18 protein-coding genes and 1 tRNA gene are annotated in these 20054 nt (G+C 73.7%); 8 read left to right on the top strand and 11 right to left on the bottom strand.

From position 1 onward, the window contains the following. Positions 1–78 precede the first annotated feature (78 nt). Positions 79–1281 carry a glycosyltransferase family 4 protein gene (locus tag H7344_RS08250; protein ID WP_186345552.1) on the bottom strand — a complete coding sequence of 401 codons (1203 nt, stop codon included), beginning with the start codon at positions 1279–1281 and terminating at the stop codon, positions 79–81. A 144-nt stretch (positions 1282–1425) separates the two neighbouring features. Between H7344_RS08250 and H7344_RS08245 the strand changes: the two genes are divergently transcribed. Together H7344_RS08245 and H7344_RS08240 are read left to right on the top strand one after the other, a co-directional pair. Continuing rightward, a complete protein-coding gene (locus H7344_RS08245; protein WP_186345551.1) occupies positions 1426–2502 on the top strand; it encodes a glycosyltransferase in 1077 nt (358 codons plus the stop codon). Next, positions 2499–3668: a glycosyltransferase family 4 protein gene (locus H7344_RS08240; RefSeq protein WP_186345550.1), complete on the top strand. Its 1170-nt coding sequence runs from the start codon at positions 2499–2501 to the stop codon at positions 3666–3668. The genes H7344_RS08245 and H7344_RS08240 overlap by 4 nt, the downstream gene beginning before the upstream one ends. Here the strand turns inward: H7344_RS08240 and H7344_RS08235 are convergent. After that, positions 3657–3735 (bottom strand) — tRNA-Gln (locus tag H7344_RS08235). The two genes, H7344_RS08240 and H7344_RS08235, sit on opposite strands and share 12 nt — an antisense overlap. Positions 3736–3860: 125 nt before the next feature. Between H7344_RS08235 and H7344_RS08230 the strand changes: the two genes are divergently transcribed. Genes H7344_RS08230 through H7344_RS08215 form a run of 4 tightly spaced genes read left to right on the top strand, consistent with a single transcriptional unit; the run spans position 3861 to position 9138 of the window. Beyond that, positions 3861–4970: an ATP-dependent DNA ligase gene (locus tag H7344_RS08230; protein ID WP_186345549.1), complete on the top strand. Its 1110-nt coding sequence runs from the start codon at positions 3861–3863 to the stop codon at positions 4968–4970. 10 nt (positions 4971–4980) lie between these two features. Beyond that, positions 4981–5520 (top strand): hypothetical protein, encoded by a 540-nt coding sequence (locus H7344_RS08225; protein ID WP_186345548.1) that lies wholly within the window; start codon positions 4981–4983, stop codon positions 5518–5520. A gap of 1 nt (position 5521) precedes the next feature. Next, positions 5522–6442, top strand: coding sequence for a hypothetical protein (locus H7344_RS08220; protein ID WP_186345547.1), 921 nt, complete (start codon positions 5522–5524; stop codon positions 6440–6442). Next, entirely contained in the window at positions 6439–9138 is a 2700-nt protein-coding gene (locus H7344_RS08215; protein WP_186345546.1) for a stealth conserved region 3 domain-containing protein, read from the top strand. Before H7344_RS08220 ends, H7344_RS08215 begins: the two co-directional genes overlap by 4 nt. 24 nt (positions 9139–9162) lie before the next feature. On the opposite strand, the gene H7344_RS08210 is transcribed toward H7344_RS08215, so the two are convergent. From H7344_RS08210 to H7344_RS08185, 6 genes are all read right to left on the bottom strand, one after another. Continuing rightward, complete coding sequence (locus H7344_RS08210; RefSeq protein WP_186345545.1) at positions 9163–10155, bottom strand: sulfotransferase family protein; 993 nt, start codon at positions 10153–10155, stop codon at positions 9163–9165. Positions 10156–10182: 27 nt separating this feature from the next. Further along, on the bottom strand, positions 10183–10671 hold the full coding sequence (locus H7344_RS08205; RefSeq protein ID WP_229706915.1) for a DinB family protein: 489 nt from the start codon (positions 10669–10671) through the stop codon (positions 10183–10185). Then, positions 10668–11768, bottom strand: coding sequence for a DNA polymerase domain-containing protein (locus H7344_RS08200; RefSeq protein WP_186345544.1), 1101 nt, complete (start codon positions 11766–11768; stop codon positions 10668–10670). The genes H7344_RS08205 and H7344_RS08200 overlap by 4 nt, the downstream gene beginning before the upstream one ends. A gap of 18 nt (positions 11769–11786) precedes the next feature. Beyond that, positions 11787–12257 carry a hypothetical protein gene (locus H7344_RS08195; RefSeq protein ID WP_186345543.1) on the bottom strand — a complete coding sequence of 157 codons (471 nt, stop codon included), beginning with the start codon at positions 12255–12257 and terminating at the stop codon, positions 11787–11789. Beyond that, positions 12257–13510: a fatty acid desaturase family protein gene (locus H7344_RS08190; protein ID WP_186345542.1), complete on the bottom strand. Its 1254-nt coding sequence runs from the start codon at positions 13508–13510 to the stop codon at positions 12257–12259. Before H7344_RS08190 ends, H7344_RS08195 begins: the two co-directional genes overlap by 1 nt. Before the next feature lie 66 nt (positions 13511–13576). Beyond that, a complete protein-coding gene (locus tag H7344_RS08185; RefSeq protein WP_186345541.1) occupies positions 13577–14677 on the bottom strand; it encodes a ferredoxin reductase in 1101 nt (366 codons plus the stop codon). A gap of 118 nt (positions 14678–14795) precedes the next feature. Between H7344_RS08185 and msrB the strand changes: the two genes are divergently transcribed. Then, positions 14796–15212: a peptide-methionine (R)-S-oxide reductase MsrB gene (gene msrB, locus H7344_RS08180; protein WP_186345540.1), complete on the top strand. Its 417-nt coding sequence runs from the start codon at positions 14796–14798 to the stop codon at positions 15210–15212. Positions 15213–15323: 111 nt separating this feature from the next. Here msrB and H7344_RS08175 read toward each other — a convergent pair whose 3' ends face one another. Continuing rightward, positions 15324–16457, bottom strand: a complete 1134-nt coding sequence (locus H7344_RS08175; protein WP_186345539.1) for a helix-turn-helix transcriptional regulator — start codon at positions 16455–16457, stop codon at positions 15324–15326. 138 nt (positions 16458–16595) lie between these two features. Between H7344_RS08175 and H7344_RS08170 the strand changes: the two genes are divergently transcribed. After that, positions 16596–18377, top strand: a complete 1782-nt coding sequence (locus H7344_RS08170) for an FAD-binding oxidoreductase (protein ID WP_186345538.1) — start codon at positions 16596–16598, stop codon at positions 18375–18377. Between the two features lie 76 nt (positions 18378–18453). On the opposite strand, the gene H7344_RS08165 is transcribed toward H7344_RS08170, so the two are convergent. After that, positions 18454–19098 (bottom strand): hypothetical protein, encoded by a 645-nt coding sequence (locus H7344_RS08165; protein ID WP_186345537.1) that lies wholly within the window; start codon positions 19096–19098, stop codon positions 18454–18456. A 62-nt stretch (positions 19099–19160) separates the two neighbouring features. Continuing rightward, positions 19161–19904 carry a hydrogen peroxide-dependent heme synthase gene (hemQ, locus tag H7344_RS08160; protein WP_186345536.1) on the bottom strand — a complete coding sequence of 248 codons (744 nt, stop codon included), beginning with the start codon at positions 19902–19904 and terminating at the stop codon, positions 19161–19163. Positions 19905–20054: the final 150 nt, after the last annotated feature.

The raw sequence follows: 20054 nt of genomic DNA, 5'->3' as shown, positions 1-20054 counted from the left end.
AGCCGTGCACGCCGTGCACGCCGCGAGCGCCTCGGTCGAGTGCCGCCGTCGGCGCCCCGGCCCGTCGCGGCCGGCAGGTCAGCCATTGCTCGTCACGTCGGCGGCGCCGCCCACGGCCGCGACCAGCACCGTCTCGAGCTCGTCGAGGTGCTGGACCCAGGTGGGGACCTCGTCGGCGACCCGTCGCCCGCGCGACGCCAGCTCCCGGACCGCGCCCGGTCGACCGACGAGGGTGACCAGGCACTCCCGCAACGACTCCGCCGTCATCGCTATCTCCAGGACTCCGTCACCCAGTCCGAGCGCGCGCATGGCCGGGTCCTTGTTGACGACGACGGCACAACCGGAGAGAAGTGCCTCCATCGGCGTCATCGGCCCCTCACCGACGCTTGCACAGACGAACACGTCGCAGGCGCGGTAGATGGCCGCGACGTCCTCCGACGAGAGGGCGCCGAGGAAGATGCGGTCCGGGGACTCCGCGACGTGGGCCGGCCGGTCACCGCCCACGAAGACGACGCGGTACCCCTCGCCCGCCGCTGCCGCGACGACGTCGAATCCCTTCTTGGGAACGAACCGCCCGACGAACAGCACCAGGTGCTCGCCCTCGGGAAGGCCGAAGCGCCGACGGGTCGCCGCGCGGTCGCCGGCCTCGGCACGACGGAAGAGCGCGCGGTCGATCCCGTTGCGGAGCACCCGCGTGCGGGCTCCCGGCAGCTTCTCCCTCGTCCACGCCTCGATGGTCGGGCTGATCGGCAGGACGCTCGCGGCACCGCGGAGCACGAGAGAGCCCACCGTGCGCAGGACGAGCGCCTGCACCAGTCGGACGACACGAGACGGGTGCTCGACCATGCCGACGTGCTGGGTCACGACGTACGGCGTCCGCAGCAGGCGGCAGGCCAGCGCGACGACCCAGGAGGAGAGGTAGAGCATGTCGTGCACGTGGACGACGTCCGACCGTCGGGCGAGGGTCCACGCCCGCCACAGCAGGGTCGGCCCGAAGACGGGGAACGGCACGCCGTGCCTCTCGAGCCCGTCGAACGCGCGCAGTCGGGTCACGTGGACCCCGTGCTCCACGGTCGTGCCGGGCTGCCCACCCCCGGCGCTCGTGAGCACGTCGACCCGGTGGCCCCGCGTCGCCAGCCCGGTCGCGACCTGCTTGGCGACGACCTCGAGCCCACCGACGTGCGGGGGGTAGAAGTGCGCGACGACCCCGATGCGGAGCGACCCGGTCGGTCTCGCGGTCAGACCTCTGTCCCCCTTGGACGGACGAGGGGATACCCCCACGGTGCGAACGGCAAACGAACCAGGACGGGCGAAGTTCCGAACTTCTTGTGTGAGGAGGATAACGCCGCGCTGGTGAGGTCGTTGAGGTCGTTACCGGCGGGTCAGGACTCGTGCCGCGGGTCGGGAAGTCTTGGGGGCTGATACATGTCGCAGACGCTGCCGTCGACGCGCGATCTCGAGGCGACGGTCGAGCCGGGTGCAGCGATCGTCTCCCAGCACGACGCCACGGACGTCCGCCCGGCCGTCGACCCGTCGCCGGTCCCCTGGGCCGGCCTCCGCGTCGCCGCGATCGTCCCGTGCCACAACGAGGCCGGAGCCGTGGAGAAGGTCGTCCGGGACCTCAAGGAGCACGTGCCGGACATCGACGTCTACGTCTACGACAACTGCAGCACCGACGACACGTTCGAGGTCGCGGCGCGCGCCGGCGCCATCGTCCGCCGGGAGTCCCTGAAGGGGAAGGGCAACGTCGTGCGTCGTGCCTTCGCCGACATCGAGGCCGACGTCTACCTGATGATCGACGGGGACGACACCTACGACGCGTCGGCCGCCCCCGAGCTGATCCGGACCCTCGTCGAGGGCCACCACGACCACGTCCTCGGGATGCGTCGCCAGCTGGTGCCCTCGGCATACCGCCCGAACCACGAGTGGGGCAACCGCATCCTGAACCGCGTCGTGGCGGCGCTGTTCGGCGCCAACGTCGGGGACATGCTCAGCGGCTACCGGGTGTTCTCCCGGCGCTTCGTGAAGAGCTTCCCCGCGGTGTCCCGGGAGTTCGAGATCGAGACCGAGCTGACCGTGCACACGTTGAGCATGCGGGCCTCGAGCGTCACCGTCCCCGTGGGCTTCCGCGAGAGGGCCGCCGGCACGGAGAGCAAGCTGCGCACCTACCGGGACGGCACGAAGATCCTCGGGCTGATCCTCAGCCTCGCCCGCCACGAGCGACCCATCGCCTTCTACGGGGTGATCGCCGGGTTCAGCATGCTGCTCTCGGTGATGCTGGCGCTGCCCGTGTTCGCGCAGTACGTCCAGACCGGCTTCGTGCCGCGGATGCCCACCCTGACCTCCTCGATCGGCCTGGCGATCGTCTCTGCGCTCGCCATGACCGCCGGGTTGATCCTCGACGGGATGCGGAAGGCCCGGCACGAGCTGAGCCGGCTGGTCTACCTGCAGGTGGCCCGGGTCGGTCAGACCTGCCCGGGCGGTCACCGGCACGTCGAGTGACCACCCGCGGCGCGGCCCGGCCCGTGCGCGTCGCCCTGGTGACGCCGTACTACCCGCCGAGCGTCGGGGGGCTCGAGCACTACACCCACAAGGTTGCCCGGGCGCTCCACCGGCACCCGGGGTTCGAGGTCGTGGTCCTCACGACCGGCACCTCGCGGCGTACCGGGGTCGCGGTCGAGGAGGGCGTGACCGTGGTGCGGCTCGCCCCTTGGCTGCGGGTGTCCAACAGCCCGGTGAGCGGCTGGTGGCCGGTGCAGCTCCGGACGTTGCTGCGGCGTCACCGGATCGACGTCGTCCACGCGCACGCCCCGACGCCGTACCTCGCCGACGTCACGACGTTCGTGGCGGGCGACCGCCCGGTCGTGCTGACCTACCACTCCGGATCGATGGTCAAGGGGACCGGCGGCCTGACCGATGCCCTCCTGCGGACCTACGAACGCCACGTGCTGCCTCGGGTCTTCGCCCGGGCCGACCGGCTGGTGGCGGTCTCGCCGGCGGCCAGCAGCCACGCCACGGGACGCGCCGTGCTCGTGCCTCCGGGCGTCGACACGCGGACCTTCGTCCCTGCCGGCGAACCGGCCGCCCGCGACGTGCTCTTCGTCGGCAGGCTCCAGCGGACCTCACGCTGGAAGGGCGTGCACGTGCTTCTCGACGCGTTCGCCCGGGTCGTCGACCGGGTGCCCGATGCGCGGCTCGTGCTGGTCGGGGACGGTGACGACGTGCCCGCGCTGCGGGCGCGAGCGGCCGGGCTCGGGCTCGCCGACCGGGTCGTCTGGCGGGGTGCGCTCTCCGGCGCTGACCTCGTGCGCGCCTACCAGGAGGCAGCCGTCGTCGCGCTGCCCTCGCTCACGGAGTCCGAGTCGTTCGGGATGACGCTGGTGGAGGCGATGGCCTGCGGCCGCCCCGTCGTGGGCAGCCGCGTCGGCGGCATCCCGTACGTCGTCCGCGACGGCGTCGACGGCCTGCTGGTGCCCCCCGGCGACGTCGGTTCGCTGGCCGGCGCGGTGGGTGACCTGCTCCTCGACGGGCCGCGGCGCCGACAGCTCGGCGCGGCGGGTCGCGCCGCTGCCGAGGACCGGTGGGACTGGCGGCACTCGACCGGCGCCACGCTGCGGGTGCTCGGCGAGGCGGCAGGCGTCAGGGACTCCGACCTGCTCCCCGGGTAGGAGTCGAACCTACGTCGCTAGTCCTGATTCAAAGTCAGGCGGGCCCTGCCGGCAGACCAACCGGGGAATGTCCTGTGGACCGGCCCAGCCTAGAGCGAGGAGGTGCGCGGACGTCATGCGGACGGAGCAGTCGTCGGCTCTGTCCGCATGACGTCCGGGCGCTGCGCGCGCCGGATGGCTAGGTTCGGAGGTGTGGACCTGCCCGTGATGCCACCCGTCCAGCCGATGCTCGCGAAGTCGGTGGCGGGCGTGCCCGACCCGGCGAAGCACGGGAGCGGGCTGCTGTACGAGCCGAAGTGGGACGGGTTCCGCTGCCTGGTCTTCCGCGACGGGGACGAGGTGGAGCTGACGAGCCGCAACACCAGGCCGCTGACGCGGTACTTCCCCGAGGTCGTCGCGGCCGTCAAGGAGCAGCTGCCGGAGCGGTGCGTGCTCGACGGCGAGCTGTTCGTGGCGGTGGGTGACCGGCTGGAGTTCGAGGTGCTGCAGGAGCGGATCCACCCGGCCGCGTCGCGGGTGACGATGCTCAGCGAGACGACCCCGGCGGGGTTCGTGGCGTTCGACCTGCTGGCGCTGGGCGAGGAGTCGTACGCCGAGCGGCCGTTCGCGGAGCGCCGGGCCGCGCTGGAGGAGGCGCTCGCGCACCTCGTCGGCGGGCGCGGGCCGTGCCACCTGACGCGGGCCACCACCGACCCGGCGGTGGCGGAGGGCTGGTTCACCCGGTTCGAGGGCGCGGGGCTCGACGGCGTGGTCGCGAAGCCGCTCGACGCGGCGTACGCCCAGAACGGCCGGACGATGATGAAGGTCAAGCACGAGCGCACCGCGGACGTCGTGGTCGCCGGCTACCGCGAGCACAAGACGAGCACGCCGGAGCGGCCGCTGCTGGGCAGCCTGCTGCTGGGGCTGTACGACGCCGACGGCTCGCTGCAGCACATCGGGGTCAGCGCGAGCTTCACCGAGAAGCGCCGCGCCGAGCTGGTCGAGGAGCTCCAGCCGCTGGTGTGCCCGCCCGAGGAGCACCCGTGGGGCGCGTGGAGCGACATGGTCGCCAACCCGGACCGGGTCCCGGGCACGCAGAGCCGGTGGAGCGTCGGCAAGGACCTGTCGTTCACGCCGCTGCGGCCCGAGCGGGTGCTGGAGGTGAAGTACGACCACATGGAGGGCCGGCGCTTCCGCCACACCGCCCACTTCAAGCGCTGGCGGCCCGACCGCGACCCGACCTCGTGCGGCTACGACCAGCTCGACGAGCCGGTGCGCTACGACCTCGCCGAGGTGCTGAGCGCCGCACCCGCGCACGACTAGGGTGACGGGCATGGCCGACTACGACGTAGTGCTCCTCGTCGAGCAGGCACTCACGCCCGCCGACGCCGCCCAGGTCCGCTCGCTGCACGAGGGTCTGGACGAGACGGTCACCTACCACGTGCTGCTGCCGATGGAGGACGCCGCGGCACGGATCGAGGCCGCGATGGGCTCGCTGTCCGGCGGCGAGCTGCTGGCCTCCCCCTCGATGGCGATGTCCGAGGTCGACCTCGAGGCGGTCCGGCACGACAGCGAGGAGCGCACGCGCACCGACCTGGAGCGCACCCTCGACGCGCTCCACGGCGCCGGCGCCACGGCGGTCGGCGAGATCACGACCGACCCGCCGATCCACGCGCTGGCCGAGAAGGTGAAGGCCGTCGACGGCCGTGAGGCGATCATCCTGACCCGCCCGCACGTCGTCGCCGAGTTCTTCCACGTCGACTGGACCTCCCAGGCCCGCCGCAAGATCGGCGTCCCGGTGCTGCACCTGCTCGAGCACGAGAGCATCGACGAGCAGGCCGCCGGCGGCGGCGAGGGCGTCTCGGGCGTCTGACGTGCGACTCCCCCTGCGCCGGCCGGCCGCCGGCCCTCCCGACGAGCCCGCCCCCGCGACCGTCCTCGAGCGTGTCCCGCGACCGACACCGCCCCGCGGCCGCCCCGTCGCGGCGTACGCCGCCGTGCTCGACGGCGAGCACCTCTGGCTCGCCGTCGGGGCTGCGCCCGGCACGCTCGCACTGCGCGCGACCGGCGGCGACGAGGTCGTCCCGCTGGTCGGCGACCACGAGGACACGCCGGCCTTCCGCTCGGTCCGCGCCGACCTGCTGGCCCTGCCCGGCGCCGACGACGCGACGTACGACGCCGTGCTGGTCGGTCCGGGCGGCCGCTCCCCGAAGCCGGTGTGGACGCCGCCGCTCGCCGACGTCGGACCCGGTGACGGCCCCACGCTGGTGCCGACCAGCCGCGACGGCTCGCTGCGCTTCGGGCTGGAGCGGGCCGACGACGGCACGCTGCGGCTGGTGCGCACCGTGGTCGCCGAGCCGTTCCCGCGCCTGGTGTCCATCACCTCGACCCCGACCGGCGACGCGGTCGAGCTGCACGTGGCGGGCGCGGTCGGCGGCGAGCTGCACCTGCGCGCCGGCGGCCCGGGTGGCGAGGTCGTCACGACCGTGCCGATCCTCGAGGGCCGCGCCCGGCTGCACCGCGACGACGTGCCGCTGGACCGCGGCCGCAGGCTCGCCGTGACCGCCGGCACCGCCGCCGCGGCGCGGCCTGTCGCCCGCGACCGCAACGACCTGCGGGAGGCCAACCCGGCGACGCTGCTGCCCCACCTCTACCTCGACGACGCCGACCGGCCGCTGTGGCGGCTGGTGTGGACCCCCGACGGGACGATCGGGGTGCGGGTGCCGCCGCGCGGCACCGACCACCAGGACCAGGGCCAGGACCAGGACCAGGACCAGCAGGAGGACGACTCGTGAGGATCGCCTGGCTCGTCCTCAACCTCGACGGGATGGGCGGCACGTCGCGGTCGGCCATTACCCAGGCCAACGCGATGGCGCCGGACCACGACGTGACGCTGGTGAGCGTCACGCGCAGCGCGGACCGGCCGCACTACGACGTCGACGACCGGGTGGACGTCCGCTACCTCGTCGACGTCCGCGAGGACCGCGACCCGGCCGTCTCCCCCGTCCCCGGCGTCCCGCCGCGGGTCGCGAAGGGCCTCGCCGAGCGGGCGTCGGTGCTGGTGCCGGCCCGCTGGGACGGCCAGTTCTCCGCGCTGACCGACGTGGCGATGGAGGCCGCGCTGCCGGCGCTGGACGTCGACGTCCTGGTCACCGTCACCCCGGCCCTCCTGGCGTCGGCGGTCCAGCTGCTGCCCGACGCCGTGACGGTCGTCCACCAGGAGCACCGCTCCTCCTCCGACCGCACCTCCGGCCTCGAGCCGCTGCTGACCTACGCGCCCCGCGCCGACGTGGTCGCGCTGCTGACCCCGACGGTCGAGACCTGGCTCCGCGAGCGGCTCGGCGACGTCGCGCCCGAGACCGTCGTCGTCCCCAACCCGTTGCCGATCGGCTTCGTCCCGCGCTCCCGGCTGGACCGCAAGGTGATCACGGCGGCGGGTCGGCTGGTGCAGGAGAAGCAGTTCCCGAAGCTGGTCGCGGCCTTCGGCCAGGTGGCCGACCGGCTGCCGGGCTGGCGGCTGCGGATCTGCGGCGAGGGCCCGCAGCGCGCGGAGATCATGCGACAGGTCCGCAAGGACGGGCTGTGGGACCGCGTCGAGCTCCCCGGCGCCGTGCCGGACATGCGCGGCGAGTGGGCGAAGGCGTCGATCAGCGCGCTGACCTCGCGCGCCGAGGGCTTCCCGCTGGTCGTCCAGGAGGCGATGGCCGCCGGCGTGCCCGTCGCGAGCTTCGACTGCGCATCCGGCCCGCGCGAGATCATCGAGCACGAGGTCTCCGGCCTGCTCGTCGGCCCGGAGTCGGTCGCCGGCATGGCCGCCGCGCTGCTCCGCCTGGCCACCGACGACGACCTGCGCCACCGGCTCGGCGAGGGCGCCCACCGCGCCGCCCGGCAGTACGACGCGCACGCGCTCGCCGAGCGCTGGCTCGGGATCTTCGCCGACGCCCGCGCGCGCCGGGCCGGCCGCGGCCGGCTGGGGTCCCGCGCGCTCGCCACCCCGCCGCGCCGCCCGCGGGCGGTCGTGACCGATCCGGCCGAGGTCGCCGGCGTGACGCCCCTGGAGGCGCGCCGCACCGCGCTGCGGCTGGCCGTCGACGCGGCCCGTGCCGCCAGCGACGCGTGGTTCGTCGTGCCGCGCGACGGGGCCACCCCGCCGACCGTGGTGGTGCCGATGTCGGCGCGCCGCGACCTCCTCGACCACCTGGCCGCCGCCGGCGTCCCGGCGTACCTCTCCCTGCGCGACCCGGCCCAGCACGGCTGGCACGAGCGACGCGGACCGGTCGCCGACCTCGCCCGCGACCTGCGCCGCGGGATGACCACCTCGGTCGCGCTCGAGCCGTGGCCGACCGACCCGACGACCGGGCGGACGGGGCTGCTCGCGCACGACGGCGGCGTCGAGGTGCAGTTCTGGGAGTCGACGGTCGACGGCGACCTGGTCGCCCCGCGCCGCAACCGCTGGGTGCAGCTCGTCCCGCCGGGCACCGACCTGGTCGACCACGAGGTCGACGGCGTGCCGGTGCGGACGCTGCCGCTGATGGCCGAACCCACCTTCGACGAGGTCCGCTTCCCCGTCGACGTCGTCTACACCTGGGTCGACGGCGACGACCCGGCCTGGAACGACGCCCGCGCCGCGCGGCTCGCGGACGTCACCGGCACCGCCACCACCCGCGAGGCCAGCGGCCGGGCCCGCTTCGTGCCGCGTGACGAGCTCAAGCACTCGATGCGCAGCGTGCACCTCTTCGCGCCGTGGGTGCGCCACATCTACCTCGTCACCGCCGGCCAGCGGCCCGACTGGCTCGCCGACCACCCGCAGGTCACCGTCGTCGACCACCGCGAGATCCTGCCGGCCGACGCGCTGCCGACATTCAGCTCGCACGCGATCGAGACCGGGCTGCACCGCATTCCGGGGCTGGGCGAGCAGTGGGTCTACCTCAACGACGACGTGTTCCTCGGCCGGCCGGTGCGGCCCGAGCAGCTGTTCGCGCCGGCCGGGCAGAACGCCGTCTTCCTCTCCACCACCACCGTCGGGCCGGACGACGCGCCCGGCGCGCCGGCGTACCTCCGCGCCGCCTGGAACAACCGACGGCTCCTCCGCGACGCCTTCGGCGTCACCACCACCAGCACGCTGGCGCACACGCCGCACCCGCACCGGGTCTCGGTGCTCGCCGAGATCGCCGACCGGTTCGCCGACGAGGTCGACCGGACCGCCCGAGCGCCGTTCCGCTCCGAGACCGACGTGTCGCTGCTCAGCTCGCTGGCGCAGCACTACGGCCTCGCGACGGGCACGGCGTACGTCGGGTCGGCCGAGCACGCGTTCGTCAACGTCAGCAACAGCGACGTGGAGTGGCAGCTGCAGCGCCTGCTCGAGCGCGGGCAGGACTTCTTCTGCCTCGGCGACCACCACGACCACGCGGTGACCGCGGCCCGGCTCGACGCGCTGCTGGCGGACTTCTACGCGGAGTACTTCCCCGTCGCCGCGCCCTGGGAGCGCTAGCCCGGCTCGGGCCCGGCCGCCGGCTCAGGTCTGGTGCGCCTGCAGCGCCTTGAGCTCGGCGCGCAGCTTCTCGATCCGCTCGTTCTTGGTCGCGAGCCGCTCCTTGAGCTGGCGGCGGACGGCGGCGACCTGCGCCTGGGTCTCGTCGGAGGCCATCGCCGCGGCCTCGTCGTACATCGCGGCGTACTCCGCCTGCAGCCCGGCCAGCTCCGTCACCGCCGCCTCGTCGTGCGGGCTCGTGACCAGCGTGCCCATCGCGACCCAGGTCCGGTCGGCGAGCGAGCGCAGCACCGGCGAGACGGTGATGTCGTCCCAGGTCACCTGCGAGCGGTTGAGGCGCACGTCGACGAAGTCGTCGACCGGGTGCGGGGCGTCCAACGGACCGGCGTAGGTGACGCCGAGCTGTTCGCCGGCGCGGGTCATCGCGCTGCGCCAGTCGGAGACGAGGTCGGCGTACGGCACGAACGCCCGGCGGTGCCCCCGCGTCGCCTGCTCGGTCAGGAACGCGGCATTGACCCAGGCGGCGACGTTGGCGGTCTCGCGCTGGCGGCGGAAGGAGCCCGACTGCTGCGTGAGGTACGCCGTGTCGCGCGAGCGCACCACCTCGGTCGGGTGGCGCAGCATGGTCAGCGTCGACACCTCGATGCCGAGCCCGCCCGCGACCCGCAGCCACAGCTCGTGGACCCAGAACTCCCGCGGGTCCTTGACGACGACCTGCTGCTCACCCAGCGCGACGACGCCGGTCAACCAGTCGCGCAGCTCCGCCTCGACCTCGGGCGTGACCGCGGCGGCCGCGACCTCGGCCGCGGTGGGCCGGGTGTCGATCGTGCGGACCGGGACCGGGTTGAGCAGCCGCTTGTGGAACTCCGTCACCCACAGCGGCTCGTAGTACCCGCGCGGGTTCGACTCGTCGGCCTCGACCTCGGGCTGCGGCACGTGCAGCCCGAGCCGCTTGAGGGTGCCGGCGACGCTGCTGGTGCCGCTGCGGCCGGAGCCGGTGACGATGACGACCTTCACGGGCGCCGAGGCTACGCGACCGGCGACTCAGCCGCGCCGGGCGCGCAGCTGCTCGACGAGGATGTCGCCGTGGCCGGCGTGTCGGGCGAGCTCGGCGACCAGGTGCGCGAGCACGAAGCGCATGCTCACCGGCCCGTGGTGCCAGGGGTACTCCTCGTCCAGGCCGTGCTCCGCGGCGATCGCCCGCGACCGGTCGCACGCGTCGGCGTACGCCGCTCGCACCGACGCGACGGTGTCGTCGTCGGTGAGCGCGAAGCTCTCGTCCACGGTCTCCGGGATGCCCAGCTCGGCGCGCGGGACGCCCGCGACCCGGCTGTGGAACCACACCTGCTCGACGAACGTCGCGTGCTTGACCAGCCCGAGCACGGTCGTCAGCGACGGCACCAGCCGGGCGCGGGCCTCCTCCTCGGAGAGGTCGTCGAGCAGGCTCGCGACCGCAGCCCGCTGCCGGTCGACCATCGCCTCGAGCAGCGCCCGCTCGCCGGCGACCGTCAGGCCACGCCCGTCGCTCGTCACGCGTCCTCGACCCGGTTGCCGTCCTCGTCCCAGTGCGAGGCGACCTTCTTGCTCGGCTGCACCCGCGGCGGCTCGCCGGGCATCTTCGGGTAGTCGGGCGGGAAGTTCAGCTCGCCGCCGGGCAGCTCCTCCCACAGCCGCAGCAGCGGCTCGAGCGAGCACGCCACCTCGTCCATGTCGGCCCACGGGTCGCCGTCGGCGAGGCGGTCGGGGACCGTGAAGAGGTTGAACGCGTGCGGGTCGGTGAGCGCGGCGAGCTCCTCCCAGGTGACGGGCGTGGAGACCGGCGCGCCGGGGATCGGCCGCAGGGAGTACGCCGAGGCGATGGTGCGGTCGCGGTTGTTCTGGTTGTAGTCGACGAAGATCCGCTCGCCGCGCTCCTCCTTCCACCACTCGACCGTGACCCCGTCGTCCCGCCGGGCGAGCTCGCGACCGAAGCCGATCGCGGCGTGCCGCAGGTCGGTGAACTCCCACCGCGGCTCGATCCGCACGTAGATGTGGACGCCGCGGTTGCCCGACGTCTTCGGGTAGCCGCGCAGCCCGAGCTCCTCGAGCAGCTCGCGCGCGACCCCGGCGACGCGGACGGCGTCCGCGAAGGACGTCCCCGGCTGGGGGTCGAGGTCGATGCGCAGCTCGTCGGGGTGGTCTTGCCAGGAGTCGGACGCAGCCCCGCGGCGCACCGGCCACGGGTGGAAGGTCAGCGTGCCCATCTGGGCGCACCACACCGGCACCGCGATCTCGGTCGGGCAGATCTCCTCGGCGGTCCGTCCCGACGGGAAGGTGATCTCGACGCTCTCGAGGTAGTCGGGCGCGCCCTTGGGCACGCGCTTCTGGTAGAACGCGTCGGCCTTCTCGCCGGGCCGCCCGGTGGCGAGCTTGATGCCGGGGTGCACGCCGGCGGGCCAGCGCTCGAGCGCGGTGGGCCGGTCGCGCAGCGCGCGCATCAGCCCGTCGCCGACCGACGCGACGTACTCCGCCACCATCAGCTTCGTGACCTCGGGCGTGCTGTCCGTCGCCGGGTAGATCACCCGGTCCGGGCTCGTCACCCGGACCTCGCGGTCCCCCGCCACGACCGTCGCCGCCGCTGCCTTCGCCATGACGACACGCTAGCGGGGTCAGCGGCGGGCGGGCGTGACCTCCGTGAGCGCCGAGCTCGGCTGGAACGTCGGCCGCTTGTCGAGGTCGTCCCGCCCCGGCCGGACGAACTCGAAGCTGGCGGTCGTCGCCAGCACCCACTCCGCCGGCGGGGCGTCGAGACCCAGCACCGCCTCCTCGACCGAGGAGTACGCCGCCACCAGCCCCTCCGCGCAGGCCAGGTGCGCCGGGGGCAGGTGGAAGGCGAGCCGGTCGACCTCCGAGCGGGTGCCGAGGAACGCCAGCGGCCGGCCGAGGCTGGCGCCGCAGACGCCGCAGACCCGGCTGAGCGCGCACTGGGTGACCCGGCGCTTGTCGAGGCCGCGGGCCGACAGCGGCGTGCCGGCCGGCCGGTCGCCGTACCCGACGTCGGTGCCGGCCGCGAACGGCACCGGCACCCCCAGCTCGGGGTCGGTCGGCAGGTCGGCGAACTCCCGGGGAGCGGGGTCCATCAGTCGTGGCTCCTCTCCCGGGGCGAGCGGGTCCAGGCGCCGAGCTCGGCGCGGCGGGGCTGGCGCTCCGCGTCGGACTTGCGGCGCCGGTCACGGGACGGCTCGTTCGCGGTGTCGGAGCGCTCCGGCGGGGCCGGGTCGTTGCTGCTCGTCCAGCTGTTCGGCACCGAGAGCTTGATGATCGTCCGCAGCGCCTGGCCGTACTGCTGGTGCAGCGGGCCGGTGGTGTACGGGATGTCGTACTTGTCGCACAGCGCGCGGACCTTGACCGAGATCTCGGCGTACCGGTTGCTCGGCAGGTCCGGGAAGAGGTGGTGCTCGATCTGGAAGCCGAGGTTGCCGCTCATGATGTGCAGCAGCGGGCCGCCCTTGAAGTTCGCGGCACCGAGGATCTGGCGCAGGTACCACTCCGATCGGGTCTCGTCCTCGAGCTCCTCCTCGGTGAAGTGCATCGCGCCGTCGGGGAAGTGGCCGCAGAAGATGATCACGTAGGACCACAGGTTGCGGCTGAGGTTGGCGGTCGCGTTGGCGACGGCGACCTGCTTCCACCGCGGGCCGGACAGCGCCGGGTAGACGACGTAGTCCTTGAGCACCTGGTTGCGGCCCTTGCGGAAGATCTGCTTGAGCTGCCGCTTCATCTCCTTCGGGTCCTTCTCGCCCTTGCGGATCCGCTCGAGGTCGAGGTCGTGGAGGGCGACGCCCCACTGGAAGAGCGTGGCGAGCATGGCGTTGTAGACCGGCTGGCCCAGGTAGTACGGGTGCCACTTCTGCTCGCGCGCCATCCGGAGGATGCCGTAGCCGATGTCGTTGTCGTGGCCCAGGACGTTGGTGAACTGGTGGTGGATGTAGTTGTGCGAGTGCTTCCACTGCTCGGCCGGCTGCGCGGTGTCCCACTCCCAGTTCGAGGAGTGGATCTCGGGGTCGTTCATCCAGTCCCACTGGCCGTGCATGACGTTGTGGCCGATCTCCATGTTCTCGAGGATCTTGGCCAGGCCGAGGAAGGTCGCGCCCGCGACGAGGGCGGGCTTCTCCACCTTCGGCGCGAAGCGGCCGCCCCACGTGCCGGCGAGCATCGTGACCCGGCCGGCGGTCGCGAGGCCGCGCTGGATCTTGATCAACCGGTTGATGTACGCCGCGTCGGCGGCGCCCCGCGACTCCTCGATCTCCTGCCGGATCGCGTCGAGCTCGCGCCCGATCTGCTCCACCTCCTCCTCGCTGAGGTGGGTGTACTCCTTGACGTCCGCGATGGCCACGGGGCCTCCAGTGCTGGTGTCGGTCGTGCCGGTGTCGAGCTGGTGGTGTCGAGCTGGTGGTGCGCGTCAGATGTCGAGCGTGCAGTCGCCGACGGCGGCGGTGACGCAGGTCTGCACGGGCTCGTTGGGCTGGCCGAACTCGTCGCCGCTGCGCAGGTCGCGCACCGTGCCCTCGACGAGGGTGAGCGTGCAGGTGTGGCAGATGCCCATCCGGCAGCCGTACGGCATGCCGACGCCGGCCTCCTCGCCGGCCTCGAGGACCGTCGTGGCGCCGTCGACCTCGATGGACTTGCCGGAGTTGCGGAAGGTGATCGTGCCGCCCTCGCCGCCCTGGTCCCCGAGCTTGAGCTGGAACCGCTCGAGGTGGAGCTGGTCCTCGAGCCCCTCCTTCTCGAAGTGCTCGCTGATCGCGTCGAGCATCGGCCCCGGCCCGCACGCCCAGGTCTCGCGCTCGCGCCAGTCCGGGCAGATGCCGTCGAGCCCCTTCTCGGGGTGCTCGAGCTCGAGCATGCCGTCGGTGTCGGTGTGCAGCTGGTGCAGCGTCAGCCGGTCGTGCTTCTCGGCGAGCGCCTCGAGCTCCTCGCGGAAGATCATCCGGTCCGGGGTCGGCGAGGAGTAGTGCATGACCACGTCGGGCGCCTCGTCGCCGCTGAGCGAGCCGCGCCGGTCGAGGGTGCGCAGCATCGACATGACCGGCGTGACGCCGCTGCCGGCGACGAGGAACAGCATCCGCGGCGGCGGCGGGTCCGGCAGGGTGAAGTCGCCCTCGGGCAGCGCCAGCCGCAGGATCGTTCCGGGCTCGAGTCCGTTGACCAGGTGCGACGACAGCTTGCCCTCGGGCATCGCCCGCACGGTGATCGCGATGGTCCGGCCCCTGCGCCGCGGCTCGGAGGAGACCGAGTACGACCGCCACTGGAACTTGCCGTCCACCTGGATGCCGATGCCGACGTACTGCCCCGGGCGGTGCCGGTAGCGCCAGCCCCAGCCCGGACGGATCACCAGCGTCGCGGCGTCCTCGGTCTCCGGGATCACCTTCTCGACGCGACCGCGCAGCTCGCGCGCCGTCCACAAGGGGTTGAGGAACCGGAGGTAGTCGTCCGGGTCGAGCGGTGTCGTGAGCGTGTGGCCCGCCTTGCGGACCCGCTCCCACGGGATCGTCCCTGCCATGCCGCCCCCCATACCCACGTGACGTCGGTCGCACGCCCCAGTGAACACATGTCCTCTAGACCGGTCAACCGGTCGTCCACGACCGAGCCGCGCTGGTCCCCCGCCGTACGCTGGAGACATGGGTTACCAGGTCGAGAAGTCCGACGCGGAGTGGCGCGAGCAGCTGTCCCCCGAGGAGTACGCCGTGCTGCGCCAGGCGGGCACCGAGCGCGCCTTCACCGGTGAGTACAACGACACCGAGACCACCGGCGTCTACCGCTGCCGCGCCTGCCAAGCCGCGCTCTTCGAGTCCGACACCAAGTTCCACTCCGGCTGCGGCTGGCCGTCGTTCTACCAGCCGATGACGGACACGATCGAGTACATCGAGGACACCTCCCACGGCATGAAGCGGGTCGAGGTCCGCTGCGCCTCCTGCGGCTCCCACCTGGGCCACGTCTTCCCCGACGGCTACGGCACCCCCACCGGCGACCGGTACTGCATCAACTCGCTCAGCCTCACCCTCGAGCCGGTCCAGCAGACTGCCGAGCAGGCCTGAGCGCGGCTGCGCGGGCCGGTCGTAGGGGTCACCGGTTAACCGGTGACTCCTGCACATATCGGGGCAGATCTCCCCTGGGAAGTGCAGGACTCCCCTGAGAAGTGACCCCGGTCAGCTGCTGAACCACCCCGACGGCCCGAGCTCGGAGCCCATCCGCGGGACGTACTGGTCGAAGTAGATCCGCGCGATCAGCTCGCGCCGCGACCGCACGTCGGCCTTGTCGAAGACCGACTTCAGGTGGTCCTGGACGGTGTACGTCGACACGTGCAGCGTCGCCGCGATCTCCTTGGTGTCGACACCCTGCAGCACCAGCTGGGTGACGTCCCGCTCGCGCTGGGTCAACCCGAACGCCGCCACGACGAGCGCCACGATCTCCGGGGGGCGTGCCTCCTCGATGGTGACCACGACGTCGCCGGCCCGGTCGCCGAACGAGGTGAGTGGCGAGGCGTGCAGCACCAGCCACATCCCGCTGGCCGCGCGCACCCGCGACCGCGGCGGCGCGGCGATCTCGCCGCGGGCGTAGCGGCGGGCCGCGCCCACCAGCGCAGAGACCGGCGTGAGCGGGTCGCTGGCGCTCGGTGAGCTGGCGATGAGGTCGGCCACGCGCTGCTCCGCGCCGACGCTCATCTGCTGCACGGAGTCGTCGGGGCCGACGATCAGCACCGCCGGGCCGATCGGGGCGACCGGAACCTCGGGCCCCGCCATCCGGGCCAGCAGGCCGGTGCGGACCCCGCGGGCGAACGAGCCCGAGATGGTGGCGAGGAAGTCGACGTCCTCCTCGCCGAACGGCCGGTCGCCGTCCCCGCGGAAGAGCGCCATGCACCCCCACACGTCGCGCGCGTCGCGGAAGACGACGCGGACCTCGTCGCTGAACCCGAAGAGCGGCCGCATGAAGCGGCTCATCCGCCCCGACCGCTCGACGTCGCCGCCGGTGACCTGGTGGACACCCGCGGCGGTGGTGGCCGATCCGGCGAGCACGGTGAACGCGGTCGGCTCGACCGTGCCGTACTCGATGAGCCCGAACTCGTGGTCGTGGGAGTTCATCGTCCGCAGCGCACCGTACTTCCGGGCGCTGGTGAGCAGGTGGGTGCCGGGGTCGTGGGTGCCCAGGCACGCGCTGACCCAGGGCACCGCGCGCCCGACCGACTCGACGGCCTCCTCGAGGAACGTGTCGAGGTCCAGTCCCGCGCGGGACACGACCTCGACGTCCTGACGGACGCGCTCGGCGGTCAGACCTCGGGCCATGCCTGAGAGTGTGCGCGCCGGCTCGGCCCGACGACATCCCACATTTGTGGGTGGTCGAGACCACCAGGGACGCGGGCGCGGAAGTCCCCACCGGATCGGGATGGTCCGGGCACCTGCTCCGGCGGGAGCGTGGTGCCCATGACGACGCGCACCACCAGCACCCGCTCGGCCGGCACCCGGCACACCGCCACCCCGGTCGACGACGTCGGCCGTCTCCTGCATGCCGAGGACCCGGCCGCCCAGCTCGCGCTGGCAACCGCCCGGCTCGAGGCCGAGCTCGCCGCCGCCGGCCGCACCCCCGCCGACCTGGTGAGCGTGATCGTCCGCACCGCGGAGCCCGCCGCCGTCGGCGGCGTCCTCGACGTGCTCCTCGAGCGCCTCGAGGCGACCGGCGCCGCGCCGTACGTGGAGGTCCGCGCGGTCCACGCGCCCGACCTCCCGGGAATGGTCGTCGCCCTCGACGCCACCACTCGCCCTCTCGGGACACCCACCACTGACGAACCCACCGACGAGCAAGGAACACCGATGTCCCTCACCACCCCGCTCCACACCGACCCGGCAGCGATCCTGCGGGCGCACCTCGGTGCCTCCGGCTGCGAGCTGCACCTGCCCGGCGACCCCGGGTACGACGCAGCCCGGACGCCCTGGAACCTCGCCGCCCAGCAGCGTCCGGCCGCGGTCGCCGTGCCGCGCTCGGTCGCCGAGGTCCGCGCGGCCGTGACCGCGGCCGTCGCCGCGGGCCTGCGCGTCGCGCCGCAGAGCACCGGCCACGGGGCGGCCGCCCTGGCCGAGACGTCCCTGGGCGACACCGTCGTCCTCCGGCTCTCCGAGCTCACCGGCGTCACCGTCGACCCGGCCGCCCGCACCGCCCGCGTGGTCGGCGGCACCCTCTGGCAGGACGTCGCCGCGGCCGCGGCCGAGCACGGGCTGGCCGCGCTCCACGGCAGCGCGGGCGACGTGGCGGTGGCGGGCTATGCCCTCGGCGGCGGGCTGTCGTTCTACGGCCGGCAGCACGGGCTCGCCGCGAGCAGCATCACCGGCGTCGAGGTCGTCGTCGCAGACGGCTCGCTGGTGCGGGCCAGCGCGGACGAGCACGCCGAGCTGTTCTGGGCGGTCCGCGGCGGCGGCGGCAACCTCGGCGCGGTCGTCGCGATCGAGCTGTCCCTGCTCGAGCAGCCGGACGTGTTCGCCGGCATGCTGCTGTGGGACCGGGAGCGCGCGCCCGAGGTGGTCCGCGCCTGGGTCGACTGGACCCGCTCGGTCCCGGAGTCGGTGACGACCTCGCTGCGGGTGATGAGCTTCCCGCCGCTGCCGGAGCTGCCGCCGTTCCTCTCGGGGCGCGACCTGGTCGTCGTCGACGGCGCGGTGCTCGAGGACGACGACCGCGCCGCGGAGCTGCTGGCCCCGCTGCGGGCGCTAGCGCCGGAGCTGGACACCTTCGGCCGGATCCCGGCGCCGGCCCTGCTCGGCGTGCACATGGACCCGCCCGGGCCGACCCCGGCGGTCTCCGAGCACGCCGTGCTCGACACCCTGCCGGACGTCGCCGTCGACGCGCTGCTCGCGGCGGTCGGGCCGGGCACGCGGACCGGTCTGCTGTTCGCCGAGCTCCGCCACCTCGGCGGCGCGCTCGGCCGGCCGGCCCCGGGCGGCGGGGCGCTGGCGTCCCTGCCGGGCGAGTACGCCCTGCTCTGCCTCGCGATGGCGCCGACCCCGGCGGCGGCCGAGGCAGGATACGTCGCCGCCCGGTCGGTCGTCGCCGCGATGGGCCCGTGGTGCAGCGACCGGACGGTGCTCAACTTCGCCGAGCAGCGGGTCGCGGACACCGCCACGGCGTACGAGCCCGGCGTCCGCGACCGCCTCCGAGCGGTGCGCGCCGCGGTCGACCCGAGCGGGGTGTTCCGCGCCAACCACGAGGTCTGACCCAGCCCTCCTCACCCGCCTCGTGCTGCCCAGCGAGCGCTCCGGCGCACGCTGGGCAGCACGAGGCCGCGACGAGTCAGGCGTCGACGAGCAGCGAGCGGACGACCACCACGCCGGCGCCGTGGGCCTCGTCGGCCCAGGCCTGCAGCGAGCCGTCGTCGTACGTCACGTCGACGCTGACGCGGCCGTCGCCGACGTACGCACCCTGAGCCCCGGGGAGGTCCTGGACGTCGGCCTGGACCGCCGCCAGCTCCTCCTCGGACAGGGCTCGCGCCGGCGCGGGCAGCGGCGGCTCGGACTCGGCCACCGCGGCGTCGTAGAGGGCGGCCGGCACGGCGTCGGTGACGGTGAGCGCGGTGCCGTCCCAGGTGCCGCCGACGGCGAACATCCCCCACCGCGTCTTCCCGGAGCGCTCGAAGACGCCCTGCATCGCGCCCCAGTCCCAGTCGACCAGCGCCGGGCCGCCGCACTGCGGGGGCCACGACTCCGCGACCGGGCCCAGGCACAGCTCCGGTGCGCCCTCGCCGGTGTCCATGACGGTGGCCAGGTCGACGGTCCGCACCCGCCCGTCGGCCGCGGGGACGGCCTCGGGGCGAGGCGTGGAGGCGGCGGCCGGGGTCGTGGCAGCCGGGTCCGCCGCGGTGGTCGGCGCGTCGTCGGAGCCGCAGGCGGCCATGGCGAGCAGGGGCGGGGTCAGCAGCAGCGCGAGCGTGGTCCTCATGCCGCTCCGACGCCGGGTGCGCAGGAGCGGTTCCCGCGTGGTCGAGCCTGGTCCGGACCGGGTCAGGGCAGGCGCTGGACCAGCTCGGCGACCGGCACCAGGGCGCCGGTGTAGAACGGCACCTCCTCGCGCACGTGGCGGCGGGCGTCGGAGGCGCGCAGGTGCCGCATCAGGTCCACGATGCGGTGGAGCTCGTCGGCCTCGAACGCAAGCATCCACTCGTAGTCGCCGAGCGCGAAGCTCGCGACGGTGTTGGCCCGCACGTCGACGTAGTCGCGCGCCATCTTGCCGTGCTCGGCGAGCATGCGGCGGCGCTCGCCGTCGTCGAGGAGATACCACTCGTAGGACCGCACGAACGGGTAGACGCAGACGTGCTGCTTGGGCTCCTCGTCGTTGAGGAAAGCCGGCACGTGGCTCTTGTTGAACTCCGCGGGGCGGTGCAGCGCCATCTGGCTCCACACCGGCTCGAGGCGGGAGCCGAAGGCGGTGCGACGGAAGCGGTGGTACGCCGCCTGGAGCTGCTGCGAGTCGACCGCGTGCCACCAGACCATGACGTCGGCGTCCGCGCGCAGGCCGCTCACGTCGTACACCCCACGCACGACCACGTCGGCCTCCGCGAGCTCGGCGAAGAGCCGCTCGACCTCGGCGCCCTCGGCCGCGCGGTCCGCCCCGCCGTCGACCGGGCCGAGCACGTCGCGAAGCCGGAAGACCGACCACATGGTGTAGCGGATGGAGTCGTTGATCTCGCGGACCCGGGCGGCGTTCGACTTGGTCTCAGGGGCGGTCTCAGGGGTGGACTCGGTCATGGCGCCCATTGTGCCGCGACGCCCGCCCGGGCCAGCCGCCGGTCGCTGTCGGCCTGCTCACCCCGTGACCCGGGCCGGGCGAGGGCGCGCGGGTCGGGCGTCAACGATCGTTCAATTGCGCGGTTCCAGCGCCTCTCCCGGCCGGAATAG

The sequence above is a fragment of the Nocardioides deserti genome, assembly GCF_014266025.1.
GTDB lineage: Bacteria > Actinomycetota > Actinomycetes > Propionibacteriales > Nocardioidaceae > Nocardioides > Nocardioides deserti.
The sequence above is the reverse complement of the archived record's forward strand: the minus strand, read 5'-3'. Positions and strand labels throughout refer to the sequence as shown.

Bases quoted from the DNA above. Each gene is read 5' to 3' on its own strand.
- H7344_RS08200 (WP_186345544.1), bottom strand. From the start codon at position 11,768: ATGGCGAAGGCAGCGGCGGCGACGGTCGTGGCGGGGGACCGCGAGGTC.
- H7344_RS08195 (WP_186345543.1), bottom strand. From the start codon at position 12,257: ATGGACCCCGCTCCCCGGGAGTTCGCCGACCTGCCGACCGACCCCGAG.
- H7344_RS08165 (WP_186345537.1), bottom strand. From the start codon at position 19,098: ATGAGGACCACGCTCGCGCTGCTGCTGACCCCGCCCCTGCTCGCCATG.
- msrB (WP_186345540.1), top strand. From the start codon at position 14,796: ATGGGTTACCAGGTCGAGAAGTCCGACGCGGAGTGGCGCGAGCAGCTG.
- H7344_RS08225 (WP_186345548.1), top strand. From the start codon at position 4,981: ATGGCCGACTACGACGTAGTGCTCCTCGTCGAGCAGGCACTCACGCCC.
- H7344_RS08245 (WP_186345551.1), top strand. From the start codon at position 1,426: ATGTCGCAGACGCTGCCGTCGACGCGCGATCTCGAGGCGACGGTCGAG.
- H7344_RS08175 (WP_186345539.1), bottom strand. From the start codon at position 16,457: ATGGCCCGAGGTCTGACCGCCGAGCGCGTCCGTCAGGACGTCGAGGTC.
- H7344_RS08170 (WP_186345538.1), top strand. From the start codon at position 16,596: ATGACGACGCGCACCACCAGCACCCGCTCGGCCGGCACCCGGCACACC.
- hemQ (WP_186345536.1), bottom strand. From the start codon at position 19,904: ATGACCGAGTCCACCCCTGAGACCGCCCCTGAGACCAAGTCGAACGCC.
- H7344_RS08185 (WP_186345541.1), bottom strand. From the start codon at position 14,677: ATGGCAGGGACGATCCCGTGGGAGCGGGTCCGCAAGGCGGGCCACACG.